The organism is Acinetobacter sp. SWBY1, assembly GCF_002946595.1.
In the GTDB taxonomy this organism is placed as follows: domain Bacteria; phylum Pseudomonadota; class Gammaproteobacteria; order Pseudomonadales; family Moraxellaceae; genus Acinetobacter; species Acinetobacter towneri.
Window position 1 is genome coordinate 1,082,636 of sequence record NZ_CP026616.1, and the last position, 17,332, is coordinate 1,099,967.

Sequence of the window (17,332 nt, forward strand, 5' to 3'; positions counted from 1 at the left end):
AAATAGGACTTTGTGTATTTTGCAAAGAACCAACAAACAGATAAAACACTAGGAAAGGTGCAGATCCATGTCTTACCAAACCTCTATACATTTTGATCCAACTGCCTTACTGATAATAAAAAATGAGGTTGATAATTCTATCAAACTGGTTGAATCCGCAGTAAGCACCTTAGCAGAAGATCAAACTTTGCCTTTTGGGATTGATGATGCACTGAATCAGTTTGAACAGTGTGCTCAGGTTTTAGCCTTAATTGATATGGAAAGCTTGGCAAAAATTGCGCAATACTCAGCAGAGCTGATGCGTAAAATTATGGGGAATCCAAGCAATATCAACACGCTGGAAGTCATTGCACTTAGCGAAGGCACCACCATGCTCAAGCGTTATATTGAGTTTATTTGCCTACGTGAAGTTAAAATTCCACAATTCCTACTCGACACTTTAAACCGTTTAGAATTGGCATTGGGTAAACCATTGACTCAGGAAGGTCAGCATATTGAAACTTTATTGGACTGCATCACTCCAAGTTTCCAATTGCCGCAAGTGCCTTCTTTAGAAAAGTCGGCTTATGTACATCGCTTATATAAACTGTCATTACATAAGCTGCTCAAGCAAGAAGAATCTGCCATGGATCTTCAAGCGATTAAACTGGTAGGAACGTATTTGGCAGGTTTGGCAGAACAACATCCGAGTCAGCAATATTGGGGCTTAGTACACGTTGCCTTTAACCATATTGATAACTTGTTGTTGAATGAGCCACGTTTGCGTACTTTTATTAGTATTGAGCACAATATGCGTCAATACTTTGCTACGCCAGAAAGCTTTACCGCCAGCTTGTCTGATCTTGCGAATGTGTTGAGCCTGTGTATTAGTCAAGAAGATGAAATTTCTCAACATATTCGCAGTCAAATGAATATTGGTGAAGACTTACTCACCGACATGCAGCTCCAAGTATTCAGCCGTCATTTATATGGTCCAGATTTTGACACCATGCATACCATTAGCGATTTGGTCACCACAGAAATGACACAAATTCGCAATGATATTGAATACAACTATCAAAACATGAGTCCTGAAAAAACGCTGGAATTACAAGGCAAATTAACAGAGTTAGCAAACTTGTTTAAAGTCTTGAACTTAAATGAAGCGCATTTGGACTTACAACGCCAAGCTGAATCATTAAGCCGTCCTGAATTACTCAAAGATGAAAACTTTGCCCAGCAATTAATGAACGTGATTTTATCGGCCATGAACTCAATCGGTGTGCTTGAACGTCACCACACCTCTAGCCGTTTGCAGTTACGTGTGAATAACATGAACATTTCGCTAGATCGTTTAGATGAAGCACACGAAGCCTTGCTGACTGAAACCAAGTTACTGATTGACTTAATCACGCAAACACTGACACAGCACCTACAAACTCAAAGTGTTGCAGATTTAGAGCATACTTCAGCGCAAATTCGTGAAGTTGCAGGGGCAATGTTGTTCTTGAATGCTGAAAGTGGTCAAAAAGCACTGAAAGTATCTGCAGATTTTGTGCATGCACAAGTTGAAGCAGGGCAAAACTTAACAGCTGAACAGGTCAACAATATCTTAGATACGCTTGCCAGTGCAGATATGCTGATTGACAATTTAAAGAACAAACAACCTGTTCTGCAAAGCATGTTTAAGGTAGCATTGGACAGTAGTGAAAAATTGAAAACTGTAGCCTAATGACTGAACTCTCACTTGCATATATTTTTCAGCAACAACAACTTTTGGTCGATGAAAACTTCCAATTACCACGTGTGGAAAAGTTGGCAAGTGATTTAAGTTTTAGCTCGGGTGATCAAGTGATTGCCCGAGATCTACTTGAAGATGAATCTATCCCTGAAGGCTTTCAACTGGTTCCAATCCGACAACTTTTACAAGTCTGGAACACCCAACAGTTTGAACAAGCTAGCCGTGCCATTCAGTTACTCGAATGGCGTCGCAATCATAAATTCTGCAGCCATTGCGGTCATAAAACCGAAGTCCATGCGACTCAATATGCCATGGTCTGCCCTGCTTGTGGCTATCACCAATATCCGCGCGTAAATCCATGTGTCATTACCGTGATTACTCGTGGTGAAGATGAAGTCTTATTGGCGCGTAATGCACGCAATAAACTGCCCATTTACGGTTTAATCGCAGGCTTTGTTGAAGTGGGTGAAACACTCGAAGAAGCAGTACGTCGTGAAACTTTTGAAGAAGTGGGTGTGCAGCTTAAAAATATTCAGTATCTTGCCAGCCAGCCGTGGCCTTTTCCAAGTAACTTAATGATCGCCTTTAAAGCTGAATATGCAGACGGTGAAATTCAGTTACAGGAAGAAGAAATTCGTGATGCACAGTTCTTTAAGTTTGATCAACTGCCTGATATTCCATTTAAAGGCAGTATCGCCCATGCCATGATTATGCATGTGACCCAAGGCACGCCTGTGGCAGATGACACCAAAGCTTGGCTATAAGTCTAATTCGCAATCTTGCATTTAAAAAACCGTTGCACCCCATAAGCTGCAACGGTTTTTTTAATTACCATTTTCCACAGAAGATCAATCAACATCACGCATCTTTAAGTGCCTGATCTAAAGCACGCATAATTTGGCGTTTGGTCGCAAAGAAACGACTAAACAAACTCGACACCGATGCCATAACACTGACATGCCCTGTTTTTGGAATGACAATAATTTCACTATGATTGCCATATTTCTTTAATACGTGGTCGAAGTCTGTGGCATTACTTGCCCCCACAATTTGATCTTTTTCTGCCACCAATAAATAGTGTTTGACTGAATTCGGCTCCACAAAATAATACGGCATCACATCCTGATACGGCACCTCTTGATCAAAGGCATCGGCACATAGCGGATCATCCTTATAATCAAAATGATAAGGCCCTGCTAAGCCAATAATGGCACGGATGTGATCTTTACAGCTTAAAGCATAGGGCTGAGGATGGTACAACAAGGACATCACATTAAACGCCCCTGCTGAATGCCCCATCAACACCACCTGTGCCGTAGAAATACCCAGTTTGTGTTGCTGCTGAGTCAAGTAATTCAGTGCAAGGGTTAAATCATCAATATAGGTGGGAAAAATATGCTGTGGCGCGAGCTGATAGTTCATCACTGCGACATCAAAGCCTTCTTTGGCAAATGCTTCGCCCACAAAACGATAATCCTGCTTATCGCCACGTGACCATGCCCCACCATGCACAAACACCATGAGTGGACACTGCGGGCGTGGTGTTGTAGTGCGGTACAAATCCAGACGATGTCGCGCACGTAAACCATAAGCAATATTGCTTTGAACGGTATAACCCTGACGTGGGGTTAAACGGTTCAGCGCATAGCTGCCCAAACTATACAGGCGAAATTCTTCATAAATACGTTTCGCCTGTTCTAAAGTTTTATTCAGTTGTTTAAACCAGTGTTCCACATTATTGAACATGTGTCGGTTCAACCTGATCTGGGTCAATCGCGACTGGCGTTTGTGTTTCTGGAGCAACCATTGGGCTGACAAAGTTCGCATTGTTGCTCGGTTGTAGCTCAATATTATCAATCAGGGTAATAATTTTAGTGACATTGCCCACTTGTTGTAGCACTTGGTTTAAATCCTGCAATTCTGCATTGTTTAAACGTCCCATCACATACAACACACCATCTTCGGTATGAATACGCACTTTGCTGTCTGACACCACAGGTGCTTTCATAATCAAACCACGGGTATTTGCAGTAACCGTGGTGTCCTGCATAATGGTGCTATAGCTGATTTGATTACCCACTGTAATATAATTGTGGATGGTTTTTACATCACTCATGGCACGCACATTGTCTTCTGCCAACTGTTTTAAATGCGCGTCAGGCACTTGCCCTGTCAACAACACATTGCCATGAAAACTTTCTATATTGACACGTGATTGTTTAAAACGTGAATCCAGTTTATATAAATTAATTTTTGCAGTACGTTCAATAGAGTTATCTATAAACACTTGCCCAAGTGAGCGTGCACCACTTTCTGTACCCACTGGCGCAGTGCCTGTGCCACTTGAAATAAAACTTGCACAACCCGATAAACTTGCTACACACAGCAAGGTCACTGCAATACGCTTGAACACTCAGCAAGACTCCTATTATTTTCTTTCAATTCTGGCTTGTGCTGTGCATTTCATCCTTAGATTTGCACGATCAACAATACACCGACTGATGCTTTTGCTTTAAATTTCACTCAAAGATTAATCAAGTCTGCATCAAAAGTAAAAGCATTTTCAATCCATTGCAAATCATACGGGAATTTGGAAAAGTCTTGCTGTACTGTTTTTGCAAATTGCTGAGAAAAATCAAAGCAAATCACATCAAAACGACAATAATATTCTGAATAGTGTGGATATTCTGTTAAAAACTGCATGGCGGTTTTCATAATTTTACGCTGCTTAGATGCAGACACCACTTCGTAGGCTTTGCCATAGCCAGTTTGCGAACGCGCTTTAACTTCTACAAAAATCAGTTGTTCTGCTTGAATAAAAATACCATCTATTTCACCAAAAACACTGTCATAATTCTGCTCCAGCATACGCCAACCGTGTTGATGTAAATATTGCCAAGCCGTCTGCTCTGCCCATGTGCCAATGCTTTGCTGCAGTGTTTTTTGATTCATGCTATATCCAATTTTTTATTTTGTTATGGTGCGAAATCGTAGTATTCGCTGAAGTGCGATGACGCGAGTTTCACACGCCAGACTGCAATTCAGGTAGAATAAGCGCTTGGTCTGTAACTTGTATCAGACGCAAGCCAATACTGCTGTTGTTTCGTGTTCCATCATTTTTATTTTAGTTTGCTATTTCCCACGGAGAAAACTCAATGAGTGCCCAGTTATTTGTTGTTGCTACCCCAATTGGTCACTTAGATGATATGAGCTACCGTGCAATTGATGTGCTCAAATCAGTCAGCCTAATTGCTGCTGAAGATACCCGCACCTCTGCACAATTAATGAAACATTTTAATATTTCAACTCCGCTTACAGCCTGCCATGAACACAACGAAAGCAACAAGATTGATATTTTAGTCCAAAAATTACTCAATGGCGAAGATATTGCGCTCATTAGCGATGCAGGTACACCACTGATTAGCGACCCAGGTTTTAAACTGGTTCGTGCAGCACAAGCCAATGGTATTCGTGTGATTCCAGTACCCGGTGCATGTGCAGCCATTACAGCGCTAAGTGCGGTTGGTTTACCCAGTGATCGCTTTAGTTTTCAGGGATTTCTCGCGTCCAAACAGTCACAGCGATTACAGCAACTTGAAAAGCTGAAAGATGAAACCCAAACCCTGATTTTTTATGAAGCACCGCATCGAATTTTAGATTCGGTCAAAGATATGGCTGCCGTGTTTGGTGCAGACCGTCCTGTTGGCTTTGCCCGTGAAATTACCAAAACCTTTGAAACCATTAAAAAAATGACTTTGGGCGAATTGCTTGAATTTATCGCAGCAGATCATCATCAACAAAAAGGTGAAATTGTATTGGTGGTCGGTGGAGCGAGCGAAGAAAAAGACCTGGAACAAGAAAAATTAGATCAGCTATTGCAGCGTTTATTGCAAGATTTATCGGTAAAAGCAGCATCACAATTGGCGGCTGATCTAACAGGGATTAAAAAGAAAATTGCCTATCAACGTGCATTGGAATTAAGCCAAGCAGCCGAATAAGCCGATTGAACAATAACAGTGATGACGGTCATCGCGCATGAAAAAAGCATCACCCTTTATACAAGATGATGCTTTTTTATGTTGAAGGTATAAGCATTAGAGCAGTCTGCCTAGCAAGTGCTCCGCCCCAACTCACTCAACAGTTCAACGAATAAATTCAATCAACAAGTTCGGCAAGCAAATGCAACAGATTAGTCTCGTGCAGATTCATCTGGCGGTACTTCGGTAATTTTTCCGCCACGTGCCAAAAATGCAGCCACTTCATCTTCCAATGCCTGACGCTGTTTTAGTTTGGCAGTTACAGTGAGAGTTTCTGCTTCTGCAAGATCACCATCTACAGCACCTTCTTCTGATTCTGCTGCACCTTTTTCAGCCGCTTTCGCTTCATCTTCGTCTACAGTTGAATCTTCTACATCATCGTAATCGTTCATGTCCGTCATCTTAATCTCCCCACAAATGACTTCAATTTAGTCCAAGTGAAAACTGGTTATGAATTACGATGAAATTTAGCAATCTCTTGGCCTTTCGCATAGAGTCTAGATTAAAAAAAACGTATCTTTTTTAACCAAATTCGTAATCAGGTATGTATGACCGTACAAAAAACGACTGTTTTGCTTTAAACCGCGTAGCGTGTGTCTTTAAGCAGGCTTAATCCCCTGGCTTGTGACATAAAGGCATCTTTTAACGCAGGCAGCTGCTCCACCTGTTTTAAACCAAAGTTACGTGCCCACACCACAGGGAATAAAGTGGTGGTTTCCATCCAGCCAATCGCAGACATACTATGCATCATGGCATCATTTTGTCCTTTACGACGATGCTCGTAACGCTTTAAAGTTTGCTCATGCGCCCAAACACCACGTTTGAAATCATGCAACAACACATCGCACAGTACGGCTGCATCCAGACAACCAATATTCACGCCCTGCCCTGCAAGCGGATGAATTACATGCGCGGCATCACCAATAAGTGCCAAACCATCTTGCACATAACGCTGCGCTGCACGTGCTTTCAGTGGGAAAATAGCACGTGGGGTTGCCTCTAAGACTTCCCCAAGCATGTGATGACTTTCACGAGTCAAAAGTTGGGTAAAGTCGTCATCATTCAGTTTGGCATATTCTTCGGCATAGTCATCAGGCAAAGTCCAAACAATCGACTGCCAATGCCCTTCCTGCTCGGCGTGTAAACTTGCCATCGGTAAATAGGCCAAAGGACCAGTTTCTAAGAAAATTTGACGTGCAACATGCTGATGCGGCTGCGCAGTACGAATTGCACAGGTTAGACCTGCCTGACGATAATCCAACACATCAAAATCAATAAAGGCTTGTTCGCGCACAAAGGAGTTAGCACCATCTGCGCCAATGACTAGCTTAGTCTGTAATTGTGTACCATCGGCCAAATAAATGTGCCAAACGCCAACACCACGCTCTAAACGGGTCACTTTGACTTGCGTTCGATAATCTTGCACTTGTTGCAACATTTGCTGCTGAATCGCTAGATTTAAAATGCTTGGCTCGACCATTGAACCCAGAGCCTGCTCAATAGCGGGTGTACGTTCCTTACTTGCCCCAAAGTTAATTTCGCCATAGCCATTTTTATTCCAAACCTGCATGCCGCTATACGGCATATGTCGCGCCAGTTTAGACCAGACATTGACTGTTTTTAACAGGTGGATGGTGGCCTGACTTAAAGCCAATACACGCGGATTGGCAACTGCAAGGGTTTTCTCTGCATCTAAAATAGGTGCGGCATCTAAAACTGTAGCCTGCACACCCCCTTCTGCCAATAAAAGTGCAGTTAAGCCTCCCACCAAGCCGCCACCAATAATGACGACATCTAACACTTGCGTTTGTTGATTTGCTGTGATCATGCTTTTAACCCCATGGCATAATTGGCGACCAAAGGTTTAATGCCTGGAATGGTATCAAACGCGACTAAGCCTGTATTACGCATAAATTTCAGGATTGGGTTTTGATTGCTAAATCCACGTACCACGCTGTCACAGAATTTAATGACTCGCTGTTGATCTTTCAAACGCGATTGTTCATAGTCACGCAGCATTGCAGCATCGCCTAAATCTGCTGACTGTGCCGCCTGTTCGGTGAGATAACGCAATAATACGTAAGCATCTCGCATACACAAGTTAAAGCCCTGCCCTGCGACTGGGTGAATGGTATGCGCTGCATTACCCATCAGTACAACGCGACCAACCGCCTGTTTTTCTGCCAGAACTTGTGACAATGGAAAACTAAAACGACGTCCTGTTTTTTCAAACTTCCCTGCACGATCACCATAGGCTTGTTGCAAGGCATTTAAAAAGTGTTGATCATTTTCATCGCCAATCCATTCATGTTCTGTACCTTTTGGCACAGGCCACACCACAGAACGGCGATATTCACCTGGCAGGGGCAGCAACGCCAAAGGCCCTAAGTGACTAAAACGCTCAAAACCCACATGCGCATGCGGCTTGGAGGTTTGCACTGTGGTCACAATCGCTACTTGGTCATAATCATGTTCCGATGCACCAATGCCCAAGGCTTTACGGCAGAAAGAATCACGACCATCGGCAGCAATCAGTAGTTTGGCAGCAAGCTGTAATTGTTCCTGACCACGTACCGCTTCAATATAGGCAAAATCTGCATCTTGTTTAAGACTGGTGACCTGCACACCATCAATCAATTCAATCAAAGGTTGTTTACGCACTTCGGTCAGTAACACCCGACCTAACCATGCATTTTCAATCACCTGACCAAAGCTTTCGACTTTTTCTTGTTCGGCCAATAAACGTGCCTTGCCAAAACTACCTTGTTCGGTAATTTGAACTTCTAAAATAGGCGTAGCATGTTCTTGCAAGGCATCCCATAAACCTAGCTCTTGGTAAATTTGTACGCTGCGACGCGACAAGGCACTGTTACGTGCATCAAAACTGGAATGATACGGCGCAAGGTTAGCATCGTCATAATTGGGGTATTGAATCGCTTCTAGCAACTTTACTGCAATGTTTGACTTAGCCAACATCAAGGCTAAGCTTAGCCCGACCATACCACCGCCTACAATGATCACTTCTTGTTGCATGCCTTGATCCTTTTTATGAGGTATTCGACTTCAAAAGATTCAATCGAAATACGTATAATCTGTAATGGATTTTATCTTACCGCAAAGTCATTTATTTTTATAATGAATTAGTGTTGAAGCTATGGAAGATGATTAGACTTCTTGCAAATGTCCAATTCAAACTATAATTATTAGTCCCTCATCTTCTTGCTCCGAGCCATGTATGACACAAGAGAAGATAAATTCAATACTTAGTATTATTGATGGCTGATGATTGATTTTAGAATAAGCTCAACGATAAAAATGATCTCACATAATGGTTATTATACAAACTATCTTTGTAATGCATATTGCATTACAATATTTCCATACATTCAATAACTGAGAGAAGTGATGGCTACTGTTAATTTCAGGGTCGATGAAGCCCTTAAAGAAAAATCTTATTCAATCCTTAAAGAACAAGGTATCTCACCTACCGATTTCTTTACCAATATTCTTGAATATGTGGCAACGACTGGAAAGCTTCCAGTACACAAAGCGTTGCTTTCAGAAGAAGATGCTGAACTATTGGCACTTGTCCGTAAACGCATGAATGATCCTAAAGAGATGTTCGAGGAAGTCACATTAGATGACTTATAATCTTTTACGTCACAAGGACTTCACTGCAGAATGGGAAAAGCTTCCGAGTGCTATCCGCGACCAATTCAAGAAAAAATTAGCCAAAGTCATTGAGCAGCCACATATTCCAAAGAACATGCTTAAAGGTGATCTTGCTGGCTGCTATAAAATCAAATTATTAAAAGCGGGTGTCCGACTTATTTATCAGGTCAAAGATGATCAGGTCGTTATTTTGCTCATTACCGTTGGAAAGCGTGCTGATAACATTGTTTATGATGAAGCAAAAAAGCGGATCAAAGACTAAAAATTATTTACATACTCAAAATTTACACGCGCTTTCTAATAAAAAAGCTGATCACTTGACCAGCTTTGATTAGACCCAATTAAGCAGATTTAGCTTTTGCCATCAATGCTTCAATCTCTTCTACGGTTTTCACCACTTTTGAAGTCAGATTCAATGGCCCGTTCGCAGTCGCAACAATATCATCTTCAATACGGATACCTATACCACGCCATTTAGCATCTACCGTTTCATCATCGGGTGCAATGTATAGACCCGGTTCAACGGTCACCACCATACCTTCTTCATAAACACGCCAGTCTTCACCGTGTTTATAGCTGCCGACATCATGCACATCCATGCCCAACCAATGCCCTGTACCGTGCATATAAAACTGGCGATAACTTTCCGAAGCAATAATTTCTTCTAAATCGCCCTGCATAATGCCTAGATCAAGCAAACCTTGCACCAAAATACGCACCGCAACATGGTGTGGCTCTTTGTAGGAGTTACCAATTTGCACGGCTTCAATTGCTGCAATTTGCGCATCCAATACAATGTTATACAGCGCTTTTTGTTCTGGGCTGAATTGACCATTCACGGGAAAAGTACGGGTAATATCTGAAGCATAGCACTGATATTCACAGGCAGCATCAATCAGGACTAAATCGCCATCTTTAAGCACTTTGTCATTTTCGACATAATGCAAAATGCAGGCATTTTCACCACCACCGACAATACTGTTATAGGCAGGTACGCAGCCATTTTTACCAAAAATATAATTCAGTTCAGCTTCTAGCTCATATTCCATCATGCCTGCTTTTACTGTTTGCATGGCACGAGTATGTGCTTCTGCACTAATATTTGAAGCAATTTGCATCAGTTCCAATTCAGACTCAGTTTTATGCAAACGCATTTCATCCAGCAAACGATCTAACTGAACAATTTTGGCAGGTGCAGTATTGCCTTGACGATGTTGTGCATCAGCTTGTTGGTTCCATGCCGCAACACGTACATCAAATTCAGTCTGATGCCCCAAGCGATAGTACAACGTGTCTTTATTGACAATTTTGGCGATGATTTCTGCATCTAATTGCGCAATTGCAAAAGACTCATCTGCCTCAAACAGCTCAATTGCACCTTCTAAACCTGCGCGATAACCATTCCAGATTTCCATTTCACGGTTACGTTCACGGCAGAACAACGTGTAGGTATAACCTTCATCAATTGATTCATAGGTTTCAATCACCGCAACTGCTTCAGGTTCAGCAAAACCTGTTAAATAGAAAAAACTGCTGTCGGCACGATATTTATAATCTGCATCACGATTACGCATTGCCACAGGACTGGTTGCAATAATTGCGACACTATTGGGCCCCATCAGTTCTGCAAGTTGATCACGACGTTCTTTAAATTCGACTTGAGTCAGTTTTTTCATAAATACGGTCTACATATATAAAATGATGAAAATATGATTGTTGTAATGACTTAAAGCACCTTACACCGACATACTTAGGCACACAACGCCCGATTAACTCGGACGGTGTGGCGTAAACATTTCAACAACAGCACTTGCGTTTTGTGTGGTTTGTGCAGTTTGTTGACGCGACTTAGCATGTAAGTTTTGCAATAAAGAGCTTTCTTCTACTGGTACTTTTTTACGTCCTACAGATAAACTCACAGGAATTAAACGTACAAATTCATATAATTCCTGATAGCTTTCTTCGCCTTCTTCGTCATTGTCTGAATCTTCAAATTCAACCGCAGCGACATCTTGTAAATGCTCAATCAGTTCGATTTCATCTGAACGAATATGCCCAGAAGCCAAACCAAAACCAAGCACAACGCCTGCACACCAATCTGCCAAAGCTTGCACACGTTCTTGTAAAAGATGTTCATCATCTGGCAATAACGGCAGATAATCTAACTCATCTTCAGACAAAGCATGTGCGACATCTTCCGATTCATCGGTTAAAAGTGACAGTGCGGCTGGCTCTAATTCTGGCACATTGAGGGTTTCTAAAATCTGCTGCCACTCGGTTTCAGTTGGTGCATTTGTCACACAAACTATACCTGTCAGCAAGCCATGTAACTCACTTGGGCTTGAAATTTCTTCAATGTTAGAAAAATTGCGGAACCATTCCGACCAACCTGAAATATCGTCTTGCATTCGTTTATCCAATCTCTATACTTCGTATATATTACCTTTGTTTGCAATACTGTGCGACCACGATATGTTAGAAGAATTACAGCGTCTACAAGCGCATATTGGTGTTTTAAAAACACGAATTGATCATTATGAAAGTGAAAATACCGCCCTCAGCACAGCCAAGCAAACTGCTGAGGAACAGCATCATGCTCAAATTGTTCAAAGAAACGGCATCATTACTGCCAAGCAAGATGAAATTGAGAATCTGACTGAGCAATTAAGCAGCACTCAGGCGCAATTTCAGCAGTTAAACCAAGATGCGACAGCACTGGCAGACCGTTACAGTCGTTTGGAAAAAAGCTGTACTGATTTGAAAAACCGCTTTCAGGAAATTTTGGCTGAGCGCAATGAATTACGCATTCTGAAAGAAAAAATGCTGAATGATCAGCGTATGAATCAGCATGAAATTCAGACACTCAAACAAGAACGTGAAAGATTGTTACAAAAAAATGAGCATGCCAAAGCCAAAGTGGAAGCTATTATTCAGCGTCTTGCAATTTTAGGTACAGCTCAAGATCATCATGCGCAAGAAATTCAACAACTTGCCCACCCTGCCGAAGTGAGCGAGGAAGGTTAATATGTCAGTTCAAATTCCAATTGATTTACGTGTTTTAGGACATAGTTTCCGTTTAGCCACAACTGAAGAAAAAAGAGAAGATTTAGAGCGTGCAGCACAATTATTGAATGAACGCTATGATGAGTTTCGTCGTAAAGCGCCCAATATGGAACCGAGCAAACTGATTATTGTGGTGGCTTTAGAGTTGATGCAAGAGGTTCTTTCTATGAATAAATCTTTGCAGCATTATGAGCATTGTGAGCGTTTACTCAGCACCATTTTGCAAGAAGTTGAAGCCCTTACTTAAGTGTCGTTTTTTTGACTTAAGTTTGCATAAAGGCTATGCAAACAAGCTCTATCTTTACAGTTAATTCGTGAACATGAGTTGCCAAGCAACTGAGATGGGTTATACTAATTCTAACTCTGAGGTGTTCGCCAGCGAGTCTATATCCCTGCCGATACTTAAATCTTAGGATTGTGTTCTGCATATTTAGAGCGTATGCCCATCTCGTATGGGAAACCCAGCAAGTATGCGTCGCGTCCGCCTTGAACTTTTTCGGGTTCAGGGTAACGACATGCAGCGGCATCTTCGGAGCTATTTATTTTTAAATATCTAAAAATAAAATGTCTAAAAAATATAAAATCGTTTAGAAAAATGTATCAGCAGAAACCTTAAACCGCTCAGACAGCGCTTTAATATGACGAATATTCAACTGGCGTTTGCCGCTTAAAATCTCCGAAATCACAGATTGAGTTGCAACCTCTGCCAAGTCAGATTGACCTAATCCATGTTGCGCCATCAAAAAAGCTAAAGCAGCACGACCATCTCCATGAGGAATAGGCAGGTGTTCATTTTCATAAACAGAAACCAAGTCACCGAGTTGATGAATCAGCCCCATTAAAGGATGCGTTTCATCATCACCAACAATATCTAAAAGCTCATCTAAAGCCTCGACAAGTGCATGAAAATCTTTTTCATTTTCTGGTTTACTCAGCAAAGGAGCAACGTAGTGCCAGTGATCTACAGCCTGTTTAATCATTGCGTTCATACTAATCCTCCTTCCAATGACCTTTGTCATATTCTTTATGGGATAACACATGACGAATATACACACGCTTTGCCTGATACATCACAACAGCAATAAGTCGAATCTTATTCCCACCAATATCGAATACATGAAACTTTCCAACTTTATCAACTGCTGGAAATAACTGCTTCATTTCGGCAAAGTCTTTCGGATCATTTGCCTTAATAATTCGATACCAACCATCGAGTGCTGTTTCAGCCTGTGGCCACTTGTGCATTGCCTCTATAATTCTAGCGTGGGTGATCACATGCATAATATTTTATCGCATTTTGCTATAAATCAAGTATAAACTGATTATCGCATATTGCAATATTTTATAGCGAATTAAACAAACTCAGTTTCACCAACTTGATGATAGTGACGATTAAAATAAACCAACGCCTGATCTTGTTGATTTTTTTGAATGGCAACTATTGGGCAAATAAAAATAGTATGCGTCCCCACTTCTTGAATTTGCGAAATTTCACAATCAAAGCTGACCAATGCATTTTTTAATATAGGAGCGCCCGTTTCCAAAGCAGCCCATTCAGCCTGCTTAAAACGCTCATCGGAACTCAATTTTGATGAGGCAAATGCATTGGAAAGATGTTCTTGTTCTGCATTTAGTACATTCACACACAGCACTTTATTCTCTAAAAAACTGAGATGTGAACGCGATGATTTATTCATACACACCAATAATGTTGGCGGTGTATCTGTCACGCTACATACCGCAGATGCAGTAAAACCATGACGTCCTGCATCTCCCATTGTCGTCACTACATTGACTGCACTTGATAAGAAAGACATTGCATTTTTGAAGTCTGTTGCTTTAACCATCACCGTATTCCAACACTCAACTTTTTTAGAAAGTTCAAAGGATGCTTTTTGCCTGAAAAAGCATCCCTGATTCACTTAACTTAAATTCACTTGGCTTGAATTCACTTCGCCTGATCGAACGCTTAACTAGATAATTCTTGGCGAATAATCTTCGTACCAGCAGCCAAAGCCTGTAACTTGCCTCGTGCAACCTGACGACTCAATGGTGCCATTCCACAGTTAGTCGATGGGTACAACTTGTCAGCATCGACAAATTGCAATGCTTTGCGCAATGTATCTGCAACTTCATCGGCTGTTTCAATCGTATTCGTTGCGACATCAATCGCACCCACCATCACCTTTTTACCACGGATAAGTTCAAGCAAATCCATCGGAACACGTGAGTTGTGACATTCCAGTGAGATAATATCCAAATTAGACTGCTGTAGTTTTGGGAAAACTGCTTCGTATTGACGCCATTCTGAGCCGAGTGTTTTTTTCCAATCGGTATTGGCTTTAATGCCATAGCCATAGCAAATATGCACGGCTGTTTCACATTTCAAACCTTCTAACGCGCGCTCTAATGTTGCCACGCCCCAGTCATTCACCTCATCAAAAAACACATTAAACGCAGGTTCATCAAACTGGATGATATCCACGCCTGCTGCTTCAAGTTCACGCGCTTCCTGATTCAGGATTTTGGCAAATTCCCACGCCAGTTTTTCACGGCTCTTGTAGTGCGCATCGTATAAAGTATCAATCATGGTCATAGGACCAGGCAGCGCCCATTTGATGGGTTGATCTGTCAGTGAACGCAGGAATTTGGCATCTTCAACAAAGACTGGTTTTTGCCTAGAAACTGCACCCACCACAGAAGGGACACTGGCATCATAACGATCACGAATTTTGACTGTTTCACGTTTTTCAAAATCGACACCTTCAAGGTGTTCAATAAAGGTGGTGACAAAATGCTGACGGGTTTGCTCCCCATCACTCACAATATCAATCTCTGCTTGCTGTTGTTCATGCAGTGATAGACGTAGCGCATCTTGTTTTGCGTCCAGTAATTCTTGCCCTGTTAATTTCCAAGCTGACCAAAGCTTTTCAGGTTCTGCGAGCCACGAAGGTTTAGGTAAACTGCCAGCCGTTGAGGTCGGTAATAAAATAGCCATTTTGAATCTTCTATCTGTATTTTAAGTTAAGCAACACGTTCTTGATTGGCAGCATGTAGCGGCACGAACTTGGCAGCCCATTGTTCAAGAATATCTTGATAAGGCTTGATAAAGTTTTCTTCAGTCCATTTGCCCTGCTTGACTGCCAACTGACCTCGCTCAACACGGTCATATACAACTTGGGTTAATGAATAATCCTGATAATTCAAACTTGGCTGATAGACCTCGCCTGCAGGTGAGTTGGTGTTATAAATTTCAGGACGATAAATTTTCTGGAAACTTTCCATGGTACTGATGGCACTGATCAGCTCAAAATCTGTGTAATCACGCAGTAAATCGCCAGAAAAATAGAACGCAAGCGGTGCATTGCTATTTTCAGGTTTGAAGTAACGCACGGTTAAACCCATTTTTTCAAAATAGTCATCGGTTCGTGAATATTCATCATTTTTATATTCTGTGCCTAAGACAGGATGCACATTGGTCGTACGATAATAAGTTTTTGTGGTTGATACGCTCAGGCAAATCACAGGTTGTTTTTGAAACTCAGCTTGGAACACTGCTGAACTGACCAAATGCTGATAAAGCTTGCCATGTAAATCACCAAAACTTTCAGGCTTTTCATTTACTTTGCAGCCTAATGCTGGCAAGACCACACTAAAATCATAATCACGAACATACGATGAAAAACTGTTGCCAATCATGCCTTCAATACGTTCATTTGTTTGATGATCTGTGATCGTACTTTTTAGCATTTCAATGAATGGAAAAGTTTTGCCATTTCCTTCAATATCAATTTCTGCAGAAATAATGTCGATTTCAAGCGAATAACGATCACCTTTTGGGTTATCGCAAGATGCCAGCGAGTTAAAACGATTATTGATCATCGCTAAAGTTCTGCGTAAATTTTCCTGACGGCTTTCACCACGCGCCAAATTTGCAAAATTGGTGGTTAAACGCGTGTTGTTAGCAGGTTCATAGTTTTCGTCAAAACGAATACGTTTAATTGAACAGGTGAATGGCTTTGTCATGATGATCTACTACCCAAATTTAAAAAGTTAAAATTTCTGAATGAGGGTATTTATACTGGAACGACAAAATGAATAAAAATGATTTAACCTCAGTCCAAAGTGAATTTTATTCACCTTAATTTAAAATATGCAGCAAAACATCTAAAAATGATGGTTTTTCTGTTATCCCTTAAATTTAAAAATTAAAATAAATATTTCAATAACAACAAGTTAAAACCAAAAAATATTTTTATTCCGATAAATATTGAAGAGTATATTTTAGAGGACAGCACATAGTTCATTCAGCAGATTTCAGCCCTGAATGAATGAAACTCAGCTTGAAGTTAGAAAATCTCAGCTTCTGATTGGCTTGGTTTAGCATCTTCGTGATCAAAATGTATTCAGTTGGTCACATCAAAAAACAACGAGAAAAAATCGGCAGGCAAAAAAATAGGTCAATTCGTCAGTTGACCAATTGACCTTACGATAAGCTCACACATTGGAGCTTCTTAGATGATGCAGTTTTATTGAACTTGTGCAGGAAAATCATCTTCTGCCAATGCAGCGGTAATTTGATCTACTGTTGCAGTGCTTTCCACAGTCACAATTTTAGTCGCTAAATCGACTTCAACTTTTGCAGCAGGATCAACATCTTGAATGGTTGCCGTGACACCACGTGCACAACCGCCACAAGTCATATTTTCAATCAATAGTTTCATTGCGAACTCCACACTTCTGCATTTATTGAACTGTAGTTTAAAGCTTACCATGCAGGCAAGGTCAAGCCTATTTTGGGCTAAAATTTACTTGACCTTACCATCGTGTCAATCTATAT

At 41.2% G+C, this 17,332-nt stretch carries 21 protein-coding genes and 1 other RNA gene; 8 read left to right on the plus strand and 14 right to left on the minus strand.

The genetic code is table 11. The annotated features are described in order from the left end of the window. Positions 1 to 67: 67 nt before the first annotated feature. Both C3Y93_RS05215 and nudC read left to right on the plus strand, forming a co-directional pair. Complete coding sequence (locus C3Y93_RS05215) at positions 68 to 1,711, plus strand: chemotaxis protein (protein WP_096902171.1); 1,644 nt, start codon at positions 68 to 70, stop codon at positions 1,709 to 1,711. After that, positions 1,711 to 2,484, plus strand: a complete 774-nt coding sequence (gene nudC, locus C3Y93_RS05220; RefSeq protein WP_004972652.1) for an NAD(+) diphosphatase — start codon at positions 1,711 to 1,713, stop codon at positions 2,482 to 2,484. The genes C3Y93_RS05215 and nudC overlap by 1 nt, the downstream gene beginning before the upstream one ends. 94 nt (positions 2,485 to 2,578) lie before the next feature. Here nudC and C3Y93_RS05225 read toward each other — a convergent pair whose 3' ends face one another. The 3 genes from C3Y93_RS05225 to C3Y93_RS05235 form a co-directional block, all read right to left on the minus strand. Next, entirely contained in the window at positions 2,579 to 3,466 is an 888-nt protein-coding gene (locus tag C3Y93_RS05225) for an alpha/beta hydrolase (RefSeq protein ID WP_104852296.1), read from the minus strand. Next, a complete protein-coding gene (locus tag C3Y93_RS05230) occupies positions 3,456 to 4,133 on the minus strand; it encodes a BON domain-containing protein (protein WP_004972649.1) in 678 nt (225 codons plus the stop codon). Before C3Y93_RS05230 ends, C3Y93_RS05225 begins: the two co-directional genes overlap by 11 nt. Before the next feature lie 110 nt (positions 4,134 to 4,243). After that, entirely contained in the window at positions 4,244 to 4,672 is a 429-nt protein-coding gene (locus tag C3Y93_RS05235) for a YraN family protein (RefSeq protein ID WP_104852297.1), read from the minus strand. Positions 4,673 to 4,875: 203 nt separating this feature from the next. Here C3Y93_RS05235 and rsmI point away from each other — a divergent pair, with 203 nt between their 5' ends. Further along, positions 4,876 to 5,718, plus strand: a complete 843-nt coding sequence (gene rsmI, locus C3Y93_RS05240) for a 16S rRNA (cytidine(1402)-2'-O)-methyltransferase (protein WP_104852298.1) — start codon at positions 4,876 to 4,878, stop codon at positions 5,716 to 5,718. Between the two features lie 191 nt (positions 5,719 to 5,909). Here the strand turns inward: rsmI and C3Y93_RS05245 are convergent, their stop codons facing one another. The 3 genes from C3Y93_RS05245 to ubiH all read right to left on the minus strand — a co-directional run bounded on the left by C3Y93_RS05245 (position 5,910) and on the right by ubiH (position 8,790). Further along, positions 5,910 to 6,158: a hypothetical protein gene (locus C3Y93_RS05245; RefSeq protein ID WP_004972644.1), complete on the minus strand. Its 249-nt coding sequence runs from the start codon at positions 6,156 to 6,158 to the stop codon at positions 5,910 to 5,912. Positions 6,159 to 6,334: 176 nt separating this feature from the next. Beyond that, the gene (locus tag C3Y93_RS05250) at positions 6,335 to 7,585 is read right to left on the minus strand and encodes an FAD-dependent monooxygenase (RefSeq protein ID WP_104852299.1); all 1,251 of its coding nucleotides are present in this window, start codon (positions 7,583 to 7,585) and stop codon (positions 6,335 to 6,337) included. After that, positions 7,582 to 8,790 carry a 2-octaprenyl-6-methoxyphenyl hydroxylase gene (gene ubiH, locus C3Y93_RS05255; protein ID WP_104852300.1) on the minus strand — a complete coding sequence of 403 codons (1,209 nt, stop codon included), beginning with the start codon at positions 8,788 to 8,790 and terminating at the stop codon, positions 7,582 to 7,584. The genes C3Y93_RS05250 and ubiH overlap by 4 nt, the downstream gene beginning before the upstream one ends. A 372-nt stretch (positions 8,791 to 9,162) precedes the next feature. On the opposite strand from ubiH, the gene C3Y93_RS05260 reads away from it, so the two are divergent. Both C3Y93_RS05260 and C3Y93_RS05265 read left to right on the plus strand, forming a co-directional pair. Continuing rightward, positions 9,163 to 9,408: a type II toxin-antitoxin system RelB/DinJ family antitoxin gene (locus C3Y93_RS05260; RefSeq protein ID WP_104852301.1), complete on the plus strand. Its 246-nt coding sequence runs from the start codon at positions 9,163 to 9,165 to the stop codon at positions 9,406 to 9,408. Then, positions 9,398 to 9,691, plus strand: coding sequence for a type II toxin-antitoxin system RelE family toxin (locus tag C3Y93_RS05265; protein WP_004970510.1), 294 nt, complete (start codon positions 9,398 to 9,400; stop codon positions 9,689 to 9,691). Before C3Y93_RS05260 ends, C3Y93_RS05265 begins: the two co-directional genes overlap by 11 nt. Positions 9,692 to 9,770: 79 nt before the next feature. Here the strand turns inward: C3Y93_RS05265 and pepP are convergent, their stop codons facing one another. Together pepP and C3Y93_RS05275 are read right to left on the minus strand one after the other, a co-directional pair. Further along, positions 9,771 to 11,105 carry a Xaa-Pro aminopeptidase gene (gene pepP / locus C3Y93_RS05270; RefSeq protein WP_104852302.1) on the minus strand — a complete coding sequence of 445 codons (1,335 nt, stop codon included), beginning with the start codon at positions 11,103 to 11,105 and terminating at the stop codon, positions 9,771 to 9,773. A gap of 93 nt (positions 11,106 to 11,198) precedes the next feature. Beyond that, positions 11,199 to 11,837, minus strand: coding sequence for a UPF0149 family protein (locus tag C3Y93_RS05275; protein WP_004970514.1), 639 nt, complete (start codon positions 11,835 to 11,837; stop codon positions 11,199 to 11,201). A 64-nt stretch (positions 11,838 to 11,901) separates the two neighbouring features. On the opposite strand from C3Y93_RS05275, the gene C3Y93_RS05280 reads away from it, so the two are divergent. The 3 genes from C3Y93_RS05280 to ssrS all read left to right on the plus strand — a co-directional run bounded on the left by C3Y93_RS05280 (position 11,902) and on the right by ssrS (position 13,032). Next, entirely contained in the window at positions 11,902 to 12,453 is a 552-nt protein-coding gene (locus C3Y93_RS05280) for a hypothetical protein (protein ID WP_104852303.1), read from the plus strand. 1 nt (position 12,454) lies between these two features. Continuing rightward, on the plus strand, positions 12,455 to 12,739 hold the full coding sequence (locus tag C3Y93_RS05285) for a cell division protein ZapA (protein ID WP_004970518.1): 285 nt from the start codon (positions 12,455 to 12,457) through the stop codon (positions 12,737 to 12,739). A gap of 110 nt (positions 12,740 to 12,849) precedes the next feature. Beyond that, a non-coding RNA gene (ssrS, locus tag C3Y93_RS05290) (6S RNA) lies at positions 12,850 to 13,032 on the plus strand. Between the two features lie 47 nt (positions 13,033 to 13,079). On the opposite strand, the gene C3Y93_RS05295 is transcribed toward ssrS, so the two are convergent. The 6 genes from C3Y93_RS05295 to C3Y93_RS05320 all read right to left on the minus strand — a co-directional run bounded on the left by C3Y93_RS05295 (position 13,080) and on the right by C3Y93_RS05320 (position 17,216). After that, entirely contained in the window at positions 13,080 to 13,481 is a 402-nt protein-coding gene (locus tag C3Y93_RS05295; RefSeq protein ID WP_004970519.1) for a helix-turn-helix domain-containing protein, read from the minus strand. Position 13,482: 1 nt separating this feature from the next. Further along, on the minus strand, positions 13,483 to 13,773 hold the full coding sequence (locus tag C3Y93_RS05300) for a type II toxin-antitoxin system HigB family toxin (protein ID WP_019836372.1): 291 nt from the start codon (positions 13,771 to 13,773) through the stop codon (positions 13,483 to 13,485). A gap of 71 nt (positions 13,774 to 13,844) precedes the next feature. Next, the gene (locus tag C3Y93_RS05305) at positions 13,845 to 14,339 is read right to left on the minus strand and encodes a flavin reductase (protein WP_004970523.1); all 495 of its coding nucleotides are present in this window, start codon (positions 14,337 to 14,339) and stop codon (positions 13,845 to 13,847) included. 122 nt (positions 14,340 to 14,461) lie between these two features. Next, entirely contained in the window at positions 14,462 to 15,490 is a 1,029-nt protein-coding gene (locus tag C3Y93_RS05310) for a methionine synthase (RefSeq protein ID WP_004970525.1), read from the minus strand. 26 nt (positions 15,491 to 15,516) lie between these two features. Beyond that, the gene (locus C3Y93_RS05315) at positions 15,517 to 16,518 is read right to left on the minus strand and encodes a putative oxygenase MesX (RefSeq protein WP_004970527.1); all 1,002 of its coding nucleotides are present in this window, start codon (positions 16,516 to 16,518) and stop codon (positions 15,517 to 15,519) included. Positions 16,519 to 17,021: 503 nt separating this feature from the next. After that, complete coding sequence (locus C3Y93_RS05320; RefSeq protein WP_004970528.1) at positions 17,022 to 17,216, minus strand: heavy-metal-associated domain-containing protein; 195 nt, start codon at positions 17,214 to 17,216, stop codon at positions 17,022 to 17,024. Positions 17,217 to 17,332: the final 116 nt, after the last annotated feature.

Excerpts from the sequence above, each read along its gene's own strand:
- pepP (WP_104852302.1), bottom strand. The coding sequence starts at position 11,105 with ATGAAAAAACTGACTCAAGTCGAATTTAAAGAACGTCGTGATCAACTT.
- C3Y93_RS05275 (WP_004970514.1), bottom strand. The coding sequence starts at position 11,837 with ATGCAAGACGATATTTCAGGTTGGTCGGAATGGTTCCGCAATTTTTCT.
- C3Y93_RS05305 (WP_004970523.1), bottom strand. The coding sequence starts at position 14,339 with ATGGTTAAAGCAACAGACTTCAAAAATGCAATGTCTTTCTTATCAAGT.
- C3Y93_RS05300 (WP_019836372.1), bottom strand. The coding sequence starts at position 13,773 with ATGCATGTGATCACCCACGCTAGAATTATAGAGGCAATGCACAAGTGG.
- C3Y93_RS05320 (WP_004970528.1), bottom strand. The coding sequence starts at position 17,216 with ATGAAACTATTGATTGAAAATATGACTTGTGGCGGTTGTGCACGTGGT.
- C3Y93_RS05295 (WP_004970519.1), bottom strand. The coding sequence starts at position 13,481 with ATGAACGCAATGATTAAACAGGCTGTAGATCACTGGCACTACGTTGCT.
- nudC (WP_004972652.1), top strand. The coding sequence starts at position 1,711 with ATGACTGAACTCTCACTTGCATATATTTTTCAGCAACAACAACTTTTG.
- C3Y93_RS05260 (WP_104852301.1), top strand. The coding sequence starts at position 9,163 with ATGGCTACTGTTAATTTCAGGGTCGATGAAGCCCTTAAAGAAAAATCT.
- C3Y93_RS05225 (WP_104852296.1), bottom strand. The coding sequence starts at position 3,466 with ATGTTCAATAATGTGGAACACTGGTTTAAACAACTGAATAAAACTTTA.
- C3Y93_RS05250 (WP_104852299.1), bottom strand. The coding sequence starts at position 7,585 with ATGATCACAGCAAATCAACAAACGCAAGTGTTAGATGTCGTCATTATT.
- C3Y93_RS05280 (WP_104852303.1), top strand. The coding sequence starts at position 11,902 with ATGTTAGAAGAATTACAGCGTCTACAAGCGCATATTGGTGTTTTAAAA.
- C3Y93_RS05285 (WP_004970518.1), top strand. The coding sequence starts at position 12,455 with ATGTCAGTTCAAATTCCAATTGATTTACGTGTTTTAGGACATAGTTTC.
- ubiH (WP_104852300.1), bottom strand. The coding sequence starts at position 8,790 with ATGCAACAAGAAGTGATCATTGTAGGCGGTGGTATGGTCGGGCTAAGC.
- C3Y93_RS05215 (WP_096902171.1), top strand. The coding sequence starts at position 68 with ATGTCTTACCAAACCTCTATACATTTTGATCCAACTGCCTTACTGATA.
- C3Y93_RS05265 (WP_004970510.1), top strand. The coding sequence starts at position 9,398 with ATGACTTATAATCTTTTACGTCACAAGGACTTCACTGCAGAATGGGAA.
- C3Y93_RS05310 (WP_004970525.1), bottom strand. The coding sequence starts at position 15,490 with ATGGCTATTTTATTACCGACCTCAACGGCTGGCAGTTTACCTAAACCT.
- C3Y93_RS05235 (WP_104852297.1), bottom strand. The coding sequence starts at position 4,672 with ATGAATCAAAAAACACTGCAGCAAAGCATTGGCACATGGGCAGAGCAG.
- C3Y93_RS05245 (WP_004972644.1), bottom strand. The coding sequence starts at position 6,158 with ATGACGGACATGAACGATTACGATGATGTAGAAGATTCAACTGTAGAC.
- rsmI (WP_104852298.1), top strand. The coding sequence starts at position 4,876 with ATGAGTGCCCAGTTATTTGTTGTTGCTACCCCAATTGGTCACTTAGAT.
- C3Y93_RS05315 (WP_004970527.1), bottom strand. The coding sequence starts at position 16,518 with ATGACAAAGCCATTCACCTGTTCAATTAAACGTATTCGTTTTGACGAA.